9 protein-coding genes are annotated in these 11,609 nt (G+C 73.2%); 6 read left to right on the plus strand and 3 right to left on the minus strand.

Annotated elements, in window-relative coordinates; translation table 11 throughout:
- Positions 1–8: 8 nt before the first annotated feature.
- The 4 genes from ACFYQQ_RS08580 (at position 9) to ACFYQQ_RS08595 (ending at position 4,962) form a co-directional block, all read left to right on the plus strand.
- The gene (locus tag ACFYQQ_RS08580; protein WP_388903961.1) at positions 9–1,280 is read left to right on the plus strand and encodes a glycosyltransferase 87 family protein; all 1,272 of its coding nucleotides are present in this window, start codon (positions 9–11) and stop codon (positions 1,278–1,280) included.
- A gap of 43 nt (positions 1,281–1,323) precedes the next feature.
- Entirely contained in the window at positions 1,324–2,916 is a 1,593-nt protein-coding gene (locus ACFYQQ_RS08585; protein ID WP_388904017.1) for a glycosyltransferase family 2 protein, read from the plus strand.
- A 71-nt stretch (positions 2,917–2,987) separates the two neighbouring features.
- Positions 2,988–3,965, plus strand: coding sequence for a UDP-glucose 4-epimerase GalE (gene galE, locus ACFYQQ_RS08590; RefSeq protein ID WP_355786612.1), 978 nt, complete (start codon positions 2,988–2,990; stop codon positions 3,963–3,965).
- Between the two features lie 43 nt (positions 3,966–4,008).
- Positions 4,009–4,962, plus strand: coding sequence for an ADP-ribosylglycohydrolase family protein (locus ACFYQQ_RS08595; RefSeq protein WP_355786614.1), 954 nt, complete (start codon positions 4,009–4,011; stop codon positions 4,960–4,962).
- Here the strand turns inward: ACFYQQ_RS08595 and ACFYQQ_RS08600 are convergent.
- Positions 4,949–5,587 carry a TetR/AcrR family transcriptional regulator gene (locus tag ACFYQQ_RS08600; RefSeq protein WP_388903964.1) on the minus strand — a complete coding sequence of 213 codons (639 nt, stop codon included), beginning with the start codon at positions 5,585–5,587 and terminating at the stop codon, positions 4,949–4,951. The two genes, ACFYQQ_RS08595 and ACFYQQ_RS08600, sit on opposite strands and share 14 nt — an antisense overlap.
- A 159-nt stretch (positions 5,588–5,746) precedes the next feature.
- Between ACFYQQ_RS08600 and ACFYQQ_RS08605 the strand changes: the two genes are divergently transcribed.
- Positions 5,747–6,661, plus strand: a complete 915-nt coding sequence (locus tag ACFYQQ_RS08605) for an ABC transporter permease (RefSeq protein WP_355786619.1) — start codon at positions 5,747–5,749, stop codon at positions 6,659–6,661.
- 4 nt (positions 6,662–6,665) lie between these two features.
- The gene (locus ACFYQQ_RS08610; protein ID WP_388904019.1) at positions 6,666–7,487 is read left to right on the plus strand and encodes an ABC transporter ATP-binding protein; all 822 of its coding nucleotides are present in this window, start codon (positions 6,666–6,668) and stop codon (positions 7,485–7,487) included.
- Between the two features lie 33 nt (positions 7,488–7,520).
- On the opposite strand, the gene ACFYQQ_RS08615 is transcribed toward ACFYQQ_RS08610, so the two are convergent.
- Together ACFYQQ_RS08615 and ACFYQQ_RS08620 are read right to left on the minus strand one after the other, a co-directional pair.
- Entirely contained in the window at positions 7,521–8,711 is a 1,191-nt protein-coding gene (locus tag ACFYQQ_RS08615; RefSeq protein ID WP_388904021.1) for a glycosyltransferase, read from the minus strand.
- 2 nt (positions 8,712–8,713) lie between these two features.
- Positions 8,714–11,587, minus strand: coding sequence for a CDP-glycerol glycerophosphotransferase family protein (locus ACFYQQ_RS08620; protein WP_388903966.1), 2,874 nt, complete (start codon positions 11,585–11,587; stop codon positions 8,714–8,716).
- Between the last annotated feature and the right edge of the window lie 22 nt (positions 11,588–11,609).

Raw genomic sequence — 11,609 nt, forward strand, 5'->3', positions numbered from 1 at the left:
CCCTCTTGATGAGCGCCTCGACGAATCACCGCCGCCTGGTCCCGCTCGCCGTCGCCTGGGCGGCCGCCCGTGCCCTGATGCTGTGGATGCTGGCCCACGACGAGCTCGTCCCGCTCGGCCGGGGCGGGGTCTCGCGCGAGGTGGAGAACCTGTACTTCCGCTGGTACGGCGTCCTGTCGCACGGCGCGTACCCCTCGGGCGACCACCTGTGGCAGTACCCGCCCGGCGCCGGGCCGGTACTGCTGTCGCCCGCGCTGCTGCCGGGGCTCGGCTACTTCCAGGCGTTCGTGGCGCTCACGCTGCTCACGGACGCGGTGATCCTCGCGGCGCTCGCGCGCGCGGGCACGCGCCCGGGGCGCAGCACGGCCGGCGCCTGGCTGTGGACGGCGAGCCTGCCGCTGCTGCTGCACATCCCGCTGGCCCGCTACGACGTGCAGGTCACGGCCTTCGCCGTCGTGTCGCTGCTGGCGCTGTCGCGCTCCCCGCGCGCGTGCGGCGCGCTCGCCGCCATGGGGGCCCTGGTGAAGGTGTGGCCGGCCCTGGCGCTCATCGGCACCCCGCGGGGCCGGACGACCCGGGAGGCATGGACGTCGGCCGTCGTCACGGCGGTCGTGCTGCTCGCGGCCCTCACCACCCTCTTCGACAACCCCTTCGACTTCCTGCGCCAGCAGGGCGGCCGGGGCGTGCAGATCGAGTCCCTCGGCGGCACCGTCCTCGGCCTCGCCCGCCACGCCGGCTGGCCGGGGCAGGTGCGCTACCGGTACGGCGCCATGGAGTTCACCGGTCCCCATGTGCCCCTGGTCGCCGCCGCCTCGCTCGCCCTCACCGTGGCCGCGTTCGGGCTGCTGCTGCTCTGGCGGATGCGGGCCCGGCGCTGGACGCCGTCGACGCCGTACGACGCCGCGCTCAGCGCCGTCCTGCTGTTCACGGTCACCAGCCGGGTGATCAGCCCGCAGTACATGATCTGGCTGCTGGGCCTGTCCGCCGTGTGCCTGACCGCCCGTCACACCACGCAACGCCCGGTCGCCGCCCTCGTCGTGGCGGCGACCGCGGTCAGCGCGGTCGCGTACCCCGGGATGTACGGCGAGGTCGTGGACAGCACCTGGACGGGCTGCCTGCTGATGGTCGTCCGCAACGGGCTGCTCGTCGGCGCGGCGGCGCTGTCCTTCCGGCGCCTGTGGAGATCGGGGCTCTCCGCGCCCGACCGGATCGGACACGCCCATACGGAACTATCGCTCGATTCCGGACGCCTTCCGCACAAGACACTAAATGCCTCTTAACGGAAAGCAGCCCCCGCCTCCTACCGCTCCGGCCGTGGAATCCATGCACCCTCATCCCGCACAGGTCAGCGTCGTCGTCATCGGGTACGACGACGCCCCGCACGTGACGGACGCCGTGCGCTCCGCCCTCGCCCAGGGCCCGGCCGTCCGTGAGGTGATCGCCGTCGACGACCACTCCACGGACGGCAGCGCGGACCTCCTCGACGCGCTGGCCGCCGGCGAGCCGCGCCTGACGGTGCTGCGCCGCGCCGTCAACAGCGGAGGCTGCGGCACCCCCCGCAACGACGGGATCGACGCCGCCACGGCGCCGTACGTGATGTTCCTGGACAGTGACGACGTGCTGCCGCCCGGCGCCGTCGACGCCCTGCTCGCGGCCGCCGCAGGACACGACGCGCAGGTCGCGGCGGGCCTGTGCGTCCGGCGCGAGCTGCCCTCCGGGCGCGAGGTGCCCTGGCAGGCGGAGCTCTACGCGCGGCCCGCCGTCGTCGACCGGCCCGCCCGGCGCACCCGGCTGGTCCACGACACGCTCTGCGTCAACAAGCTCTACCGCGCCGACTTCCTGCGCAAGCACGGCATCCGCTTCCCCGAGGGCCGCTTCACCTACGAGGACTTCGTGTTCACCGCGCGCGTCCTGGCCGCCGGACCGCGCGTCGCGCTGGTCCCCGACCGGGTCTACGTCTGGCACGTCCGCAGGTCGGCCGCCCACCTGTCGATCTCGCTCGACCGCGCCGGCATCGACAACTGGCGCGCGCGCACGGAGGCGAACCGCGCCGCGTACGAGATCCTCCTCGGCGCCGGCGAGAAGCGGCTCGCGCGGGCGGTGCGCGCCAAGTTCCTCGACCACGAACTGCGGATGTACGCCCGCGAACTCGATCTGCGCGACCCCGCTTACCGGCGGGCGTGGTGGGAGCACACACGCGCGTACCTCGCGGCCTTCGACGCCGCCGACTTCGCGCGGGCCCCGGCGCCCGGCCGGGTCGTCGGCCGGGTCGTCCTCGCCTCCGCCGCACCCCGCGACCTGCCCCGCCTCAAGGAACTGGCGGCACGCCCGGCGCGGCTGCGCCCGCCCTACGCGCGCTCCGCCGACGGCACGCCCGTCTGGTCTGCCGACCTTCCGCAGGTGGAGCTGGACCATCTGCTGGAGCGGCCGGTGCGGCTGCTGCCGGTCGCCGTGGACGCGATCTTGCGTCCACGGGTTCGCGGGACACGCCTGCGGCTGCGTCTGCACGAGCTGTACGGGCGGATGCGGGAGGCCGGACCCCGGTCGGTGGACGTCGAGTTCACGCACCGGGGGACCGGACGGGTGGGGCTGCGCCGCGCGTGCCCCCTCACGGCGGACGCCGGTCACGCCACCTGGTCCGCGGAGACGGCGGTGGACCTGGGGGCGCTCGGCTCGGGCACCTGGGACCTGCGGCTGCGGCTGCGTTTCGACGACGGCACGAGCCGCGACACGACCGCCCACGCGGTCGCCGGGCCGGGGCTGCTGCGCCGCTCGGTGCTCCCCAGCGTCCGGCACGGCGTGCTGCTGGTCCAGCCGTACGCCACGCACGCGGGTGCGCTGGCGCTGCGGCTCGCGCCCGGCCGGCGGGGATCGGCCGCGGTGGTCCGCCGCAGGCTCGCCCGCCTGCTTCACTGATACCCGACCGACCGTCCGGCCCGCGGCCGGACGCTCACGACCCATGGCTCACTGACGAGGGGACGGCCGACATGACCTGGCTGATCACCGGCGGCGCCGGCTACATCGGGGCGCACGTGGTGCGTGCGATGACCGAGGCGGGCGAACGGGCCGTGGTCTACGACGACCTGTCCACCGGCATCGCCGAGCGCGTGCCCGCGGACGTGCCGCTCGTCGTCGGCTCCACCCTGGACGGCGAGCTGCTGGCGCGGACCTGCACCGAGCACCGGATCACCGGTGTCGTCCACCTCGCGGCGAAGAAGCAGGTCGGGGAGTCGGTGGAACTGCCCCTGCACTACTACCGCGAGAACGTGGAGGGGCTGCGGGTACTGCTGGAGGCGGTGACCGAGGCGGCCGTCCCGTCGTTCGTGTTCTCCTCCTCCGCCGCCGTCTACGGCATGCCGGACGTGGACCTCGTCACCGAGGAGACCCCGTGCGTGCCGATGAGCCCGTACGGCGAGACCAAGCTCGCGGGCGAGTGGCTGGTCCGCGCGACGGGCCGGGCCACGGGTCTGTCCACGGCGTCGCTGCGCTACTTCAACGTGGCGGGGGCGGCCACTCCGGAACTGGCCGACGTCGGCGTCTTCAACCTCGTCCCGATGGTGTTCGAACGGCTGACGCAGGCCGCGCCGCCGCGGATCTTCGGCGACGACTACCCGACCCCGGACGGGACCTGCGTCCGGGACTACATCCACGTGGTCGACCTGGCCGAGGCGCACGTGGCCGCCGCCCGTGTGCTGCGGGCGTCGCCCGGCACGGACCTGACCCTCAACATCGGGCGCGGGGAAGGGGTCTCGGTGCGCGAGATGGTCGACCGCATCAACGCCATCACCGGCCACGACGCTCCCCCGACGGTCACCGCCCGCCGCCCGGGAGACCCGCCGCGGGTCGTCGCCTCCGCCGACCGGGCCGCCGCGGAACTGGGCTGGAAGGCGAAGTACGACGTCCAGGACATGATCACGTCGGCCTGGGACGGCTGGACCCGCCTGCACCCGGGCGCCGCCCGCTGACCGGCCCCCGCGGCCCCGGCGCCGCGGGCCGTACGCTGCCCCGATGACCGTCCCCCGCGACCTCAGGGTCACCGGCACCGTCCTCGGCTCCGCGATCGGCGACGCCCTCGGCGCGCCTTTCGAGTTCGGACCCGAGGGAGCGTTCTCGGCCCGCTTCCCCGTCCCCGGGCAGGGCGGGGAGATGTGCGGAGGGGGCGGCTGGGACCCGGGCGAGGCGACGGACGACACGCAGATGGCCGTGCTGGTGGGCGAGTCGTTGCTGGAGCGGGGCGGCCTCGACCCGGCCGACCTCTTCGCCCGCTTCCGGCGCTGGGCCGCCGCCGAGCCCAAGGACATCGGGCTGCAGACAGAGGCCGTGCTGACGTCGGGCGACCCGTGGGACACGGCCGCCGCGCTGCACTTCCAGGTCAGTCAGCGGGCCGCGGGCAACGGGGCGCTGATGCGGGCCGCGACGTCCGCCGTCCGCTTCGCGCCGCTCGGGCGGGAGGCCACCATGGACGCCGCCCGCCGGATCGCCGCGCTCACCCACGGCGACCGGGCGGCCTGGGAGGGAACCGCGCTCTTCCACGAGCTGGTCCGCGTCGCGCTGGACGGCCGGGACCCGCTCGCCGCCGTCCCCGGGGCGCTGGCCGCCGTCGATCCCGGGCACCGGGCCCGCTACGCCGCCGTCCTCGCGCCGGACTGGCATCCGGATCTTGCGACGGAGATCAACGGCGCCGTCTGGCCCTGCCTCGGGTCCGCCGTGTGGGCGCTGCGCATCACCGGCTCGTACGAGGAGGCCGTGCGCGCCGCCATCGACCTCGGCGGTGACACCGACACCGTCGCGGCCGTCACGGGCGGTCTCGCGGGGGCCGTGTACGGGGCGGACGCCGTTCCCGCGCGCTGGACCGGGGCGCTGCGCGTGCCGCTGCCGGGCTCCGGCGGCCGGGTGCTGCGGGCGGGCGACCTGGCCGCCCTGGCCCGCGGGCTCGCGGACGCCGGGGTCACAGCGCCCTGAGCGCCGCCGCCGTCGCTCTGGCCAGTCCGGTCAGGTAGTCCTTCGGCGGCCGGGGGCCGCGGACCACGACCGCGCGCCAGTACAGCGGGCCGGACATCAGGTCCAGGGCGAGTTCCTCATCGACGCCCGCGCGGATCTCGCCCCGGGCTGCGGCGGCCGCCACGATGCCGCTCGCGACGCCCTGCTGCCCCTCGCGCAGCGCCTTCTGCATGGCCTCGGCGATCTCGGGGTTGCGGGCCGCCTCGGCCTGGAGGTCGGGGATGACCTGGCCGGCCACCGGGTGCCGCAGGGCGCGCGAGGTGACCTCGTACAGCAGGCGCAGGTCGCCTTCGAGGGAGCCCGTGTCGGGCGCGGGCAGCCCCTGGACGGCGACCGCCGACACGAGGTCCAGGACGAGGTGCAGCTTGGAGCGCCAGCGCCGGTACACCGCGGTCTTGCCGACGCCCGCGCGGCGGGCGATGCCCTCGATGGACATCCGGGCGTAGCCGACGGCGGCGAGTTCCTCGAAGACGGCGGTCCGGATGGCCTCGGTGACGTCCTCCCGGAGCACGGCGGCACCGGCGGGCGGCCTGCGGCGCGGTGCCCTGTCCGCGCCGGGCCGGGTCGAGTCGGCGTTCGTCGTCATGCCGACCAGCATAGGCCGTAACGACGAAACGGTTGCGTTCCGACGTGAGACCGGCCTACGCTCACGTTGCGACGATACGGTCCCGTCCCGACGTAAACACCCGGTGAACCGCCGGTGACGGGCCCGCCCACCCCGACCCCCCGAGCGAAAGCAGCGGATGTGAGCCAGGTCCTCCACACACCGCCTCCCGCGACCGCCCCGCCGACCGAGACCCCGGCGCAGCTGGCCGCGCGACACGGCCTGACCGTCAGCGGCGCCCGCCCCACCCTGCCCGCATATGTGCGGCAGCTGTGGGCGCGGCGGCACTTCATCACCGCCTTCGCCACCGCCAAGCTCACCGCCCAGTACAGCCAGGCGAAGCTCGGCCAGGTCTGGCAGGTGGCGACCCCGCTGCTGAACGCGGCGGTCTACTACTTCATCTTCGGCATCCTGATGGGCACCAAGCACGGCGTGCCCGACTTCGTCCCGTTCCTGGTCACCGGCGTCTTCGTGTGGACGTTCACGCAGAGCTCGATCATGGCGGGCACCCGCGCCATCTCCGGCAGCCTCGGGCTGGTGCGGGCCCTGCACTTCCCGCGGGCGGCGCTGCCGGTGTCGTACTGCCTCCAGCAGCTCCAGCAGCTGCTCTTCTCGATGGCCGCCCTGGTGGTGATCCTGCTCTGCTTCGGCGTGCCGGTCACCGCCTCCTGGCTGCTGGTCGTCCCGGCGCTCACCCTGCAGTTCGTCTTCAACGCGGGCGTCGCGATGGTCGTCGCCCGGATGGGCGCGAAGACACCCGACATCGCCCAGCTGATGCCGTTCCTGCTGCGCACCTGGATGTACGTCTCCGGGGTCATGTGGAGCATCGACCGGATGCTGCACGACCGGGACATCCCGCACGCGGTGCTGGTGGCGCTCCAGTGCAACCCGGCCGCCGTCTACATCGACCTCATGCGGTTCGCGCTCATCGACAGCTTCCACGGGAGCCAGCTCCCGGCCCACGTGTGGGCGCTGGCGGCGGGCTGGGCGCTGGTCGCCGGTGTCGGCGGCTTCATCTACTTCTGGAAGGCTGAGGAGACCTACGGCCGTGGCTGACACCCTGACGAAGGAAGCCGGACGTCCCGACGGGTCCGGTGCCGCCGTGCGCGACGCGGCCCCCGTCCCCACCGTCATCGCCGACGGCGTCGACATCGTGTACCGCGTCAACGGCACCGGGGCCGGCCGCGGCACCGCCACCGCCGCGCTCAACCGGATGCTGCGGCGCAGGAGGACCGAGCAGGCGGCCGGCGTCCGCCGGGTGCACGCCGTCCGGAACGTCTCGTTCACGGCGTACCGCGGTGAGGCCATCGGCCTGATCGGCACCAACGGTTCCGGCAAGTCCACGCTGCTGAAGGCGGTCGCGGGCCTGCTCCCGGTGGAGAACGGCCGGATCTACACCGACGGGCAGCCATCCCTGCTCGGGGTGAACGCGGCCCTGATGAACGACCTGACCGGCGAGCGCAACGTCTTCCTGGGCGGCCTGGCGATGGGCATGTCCCGGGAGCAGGTGAAGGAGCGCTACCAGGAGATCGTCGACTTCTCGGGCATCAACGAGAAGGGCGACTTCATCACGCTGCCGATGCGCACGTACTCCTCGGGCATGGCGGCGCGGCTGAGGTTCTCCATCGCGGCCGCCAAGGACCACGACGTCCTGATGATCGACGAGGCGCTGGCCACCGGCGACCGCTCCTTCCAGAAGCGCTCCGAGGCGCGCATCCGCGAACTGCGCAAGCACGCCGGCACGGTGTTCCTGGTCAGCCACAACAACAAGTCGATCCGTGACACCTGCGACCGCGTGCTGTGGCTGGAGCGCGGCGAGCTGCGCATGGACGGGCCCACCGGAGAGGTCCTGAAGGAGTACGAGAAGTTCACCGGGAAGTGAGCCGGGCTCGCGGGGCCGGGCGGGCCCCGCGGGTCAGCGCTCCAGGAACGTGAACAGGTCCTCCCAGCGCCGCACGATCTCCTCGGCCGTGTAGCGCTGGACGTTCACCCGGGCCGCGTCCCCCATGCGGTCCCTGAGTTCCCTGTCGGACATCAACGTGTCCAGACGGCGGGCCAGTTCGCCGGTGTTGCCCGGCCTGGCGAGCAGGCCGTCCTCGCCGTCGCGGACAATCTCGCGGACGCCGGGCGCGCAGTCGAAGGCGGCACACGGCAGTCCGGTCGCCATGGCCTCCATGAGGGCGAGCGGAAAGCCCTCGCCGCGTGAGGCCAGCACGAAGACGGAGCCGGTGCGCAGGGCGCCCGGCACGTCGCCGGTCCGGCCCATCCACATCACCGAGTCGTCGAGGCCGAGCGCCGTGCACTGTCCCCGCAGGACCTCCTCGTCCTCGCCGGAGCCGTAGATCCGCAGCGTCCAGCCGGGGTGGCGCGGGGCGACCTCGGCCCAGGTGTCGAGAAGCAGGTCGATGCCCTTCTGGTCGGTCAGCCGGCCCACGCTGACGACCACATTGCCGGTGCGCGGCGACGGCTCCCGCGGCATGAACGGCAGCGGGTTCGGCATGAAGGAGGCGTTGTTCAAGCCCTGCCCGATCCACAGGTCGGCGTCCTCGCGGGTCAGCGCCAGCATGCGGTCGACGTCCCGGTAGTGCGTGCGCACCCGCCGGAACCGCGAGGTCGTCCGGGAGTACGCGTAGGACTCGTGGCTCATGCCGATGACCGTGAGGCCGCTGGTGTCGGCCAGCTCCACCCACTCCATGGCCCACACCTGCGTGACGATGACGACGGCGCCGGGGCGGGCGGACCGGAACAGCGCGGTGAGCCGGGCTGCCTGGCGCCGTGCGCCGTCCGCGCGTGCCGCCCGCAGCCTGCGCTCGGCGGGATTCAGCCGCGCGACCAGGCTTCCCATCGGCGCGACGCGCGGCGGGTGGACGTCGTACAGGGTCGTGGTGGGGTACGGGAGTTCGCCGAGCTCCTGGGGGACGGCGGGCACGGTGATGCCGACGACGTGGACGCGGTGGCCGCGGCTCGTGAAGAGGCGGGCCATCTGGTGCGACCAGCTGGTCACGCCACCCAGCTCGTCGACGCTGTTGGAGACGAGGAAGATGTCGCGTCCAGGCCGCTCGTCGGCTGCGTGGCACCCGGCGTGTCCCTCCGGCCCGAGGCGCACGCTCACCCGGGCCTCCAGTGGGAGAAGAACTGGTCGACGACGCTCCGGGCGGCCGTCCCCCGGTCGTACTCGCCGAAGTCGGCGACGAACCGCTCGCGCGCCGCCGCGTACTTCACGCCCTGCTCGTCGAACGACCCGAGGGCCGCGTACAGCTCGTCCTCGGTGCGCACGACGGGGCCCGGCGCCCGCTCCAGCAGGTCGAAGTAGGTGCCGCGGCCCTCGTGCACGTACTCCTCGTAGTCGTGGACGAGGAAGAACATCGGCCGGTCGAGGAGCGCGTAGTCGAACATCACGGACGAGTAGTCGGTGATCAGCCCGTCGGCGAGGGCCAGCAGCGGCGTCATGTCGTGGTGCGCCGTGACGTCGAGGACCCGGCCCCGCACGGACGGCGGGAGCACGACGTGGTTGAGGTAGTGCGAGCGTACGAGGAGGACGTACCGGTCGCCGAACGCGTCGGCGAAGCGCTCCGCGTCGAAGGGCAGCTCGAACCGTTTCCGCCCGCCGCGCTGCCGGAACGTCGGGGCGTAGAGCAGCACCGTCCTGTCGTCCGGGATGCCCAGCTCGGCGGCGAGGGGCCCGCGTTCGCGCACCCCGCCGGCCGTCTCCTCCCGCTGCCTGGCCCGCACGAGCGCGTCGTTGCGCGGGTAGCCGACCCGCAGCAGCGTCTTCTCCTGGAGCCGGAAGGCGCGGGCGAGGGTGCGGACGTCGTGCTCGGAGCGGATGAGGAACCGGTCGAAGCGGTCCAGGGTGCGCTGCTGCGCCTCCTGCTCTGCCCGGGACCTGAGCTTCCACTCGGTCTCGTCGAAGCCCATCCGCTTGAGCGCCGAGCCGTGCCAGGTCTGGATATACGTGGTGCCCGGCCGCTTGGCGAGCTTCAGCGGGTAGCTCTGGTTGTCGACCCAGAACTCGGCCTGGGCGAGAGCTCTGAGGTAGGGCAGCGACCAGCGGCGCACCAGGGTGGCGTCGGCCGGGAAGCCGTCCGGCCGTCCGGTGTACGACCACACCGCCTCGAACCGCAGGCCCTGGCGGCGCATCTCCTCGTAGGTCGCCCGGGGGCTGTCGCTGTACTGCCGGCCCAGGTGGCTCTCGAAGACGACGAGGCCCTTGCGCAGGGGCAGGCGGCTGAACACCTCGTGGTACACGCGGAGTTTGGTGTCGCCCGAGGTGAGCCTCTTCCGTACGGACCTGGCCTTGCGGTAGCCGGACTTGGCCAGCCGGCCGGCCGGGCCCCGGGCGCCGCGCAGGACGAGTTCGCTCGCCTTCTTGTCCGGCACGAGCCGGAAGGCGAGGTGGCCGCGGGCGGAGACGACCGGTTCGACGCTGTCGGCGACCAGCCGGCTGAGCCGGGGCCGCACCGGCAGCGGGCCCCCGTCCAGGTCCGGCCGGGTGACGGTGAGCCGGGTCGAGGTCCGTGCGCCGTCGACGTCGAGGTGGAGCCGTACGTCCCACACGGCGTCCACGATGCCGAGCGGTCTGACGGCGCCGAGGTCGGCGGCGGCCTCCCAGGCGACGGCAGCCCCCTCGTGCCGCAGTGCCGCCACCGGGAAGCGGAAGGTGCGCAGGCGTACGCCCTTGCGGCGGGCGTAGAACTCCAGCTCCCCGCTGAGCCGGGCGCCGGGCGGGACGATCCCGAGGGGGTTGGTGATGCGCCCGGCGAGCCGGACGGTGCCGCCGGTCCGCTCGTACGCGGTGAGCGCGTTGCGCAGGAACATCCGCTCGATCGGCCGGGTGTGGTAGCCGAGCTCGGTGACGTCCAGGACGTGCCGGCCGAAGTCGTCGTCGAGGTGCTCGGCGCACCAGTACACGCGTCCGTCGCGCTCGACGAGGGGTGAGGAGATCTTGTCGCGGTTGGTCAGGGTGTCGACGGCGGGCAGCAGGTTGTCCCAGTCGCTCTTCTGCAGGAGGTAGGCGCAGACGGCGTGGACGGGTTCCGCCTCGTCGAAGGCGGCGCGGTCGATCGACTCCAGGTACTCGCGGGCGATCGCGGCGAACTCCTGCCGGTAGGAGGCGTCCCGGAAGGGCAGGTCGCGCAGGTGCAGCACGAGGTCGTGCTTGAGGAACTTGACGTCCTTGCGGAACTTCAGCTCCAGCAGGCCGCTGTCCGCGAGGAGGCTGTCGACGCGGCGGTGGATCTCCATGCGGTGCGCGAAGTTGGCGATCTCGTCACGCCGGTTGCTGATCGACCGCACGGCCGTCGTCGCCGGCTTCTCCACGACGTTCCAGTCGTAGACCCGGTTCGGGACGAGGGTGATGCGGCGGGCGGCGACGTACGCCTGGGCGGAGAACAGCAGGTCCTCGTAGTGGATGCCGACGGGGAAGCGGAGCCCCTGGTCGAGCAGGAACCGGCGGCGGTAGCACTTGTTCGTCGAGAGGGTGTCGAACACCAGCAGGTCGGGCAGCTCGGAGACCGACTCCAGGGTGCGGGTGCGCGCGTACAGCCAGGGGTACCACTTGACCTCCTTGCGGGTGCGCGAGTCGACGTGCACCCGTACGCAGAGGCCGGAGACGAGGTCGGCGCCGGTGCTCTCGGCCGCCTCCAGGAAGTTGCGGCAGGCGTTGCGCTCCAGCACGTCGTCGCTGTCGAGGAAGAGCACGTACTCCCCGCGGGCCTCCTCGATGCCGCGGTTGCGCGGCGCGCCGCAGCCGCCGCTGTTCTCCGGCAGCCGGAAGGCGCGGATGCGGCCGGGGTCTCCGGCGGCCATCTCCCGCGCCACCTCGTACGAACCGTCCGTGCTGCGGTCGTCGACGATGACGATCTCGACGTCGCGCAGCGTCTGGTCCAGGACGGACCGCACCGCTGTGGGCAGCCTGGCCGCGTCGTTGTAGACGATCACGACCACGGACACGGCGGGCGCGGGGCGCTGATGCAGGTTCACCCCATTGATGCTAGTTAGTCCC

The sequence above is a fragment of the Streptomyces sp. NPDC005496 genome (assembly GCF_042872045.1).
Lineage (GTDB): Bacteria > Actinomycetota > Actinomycetes > Streptomycetales > Streptomycetaceae > Streptomyces.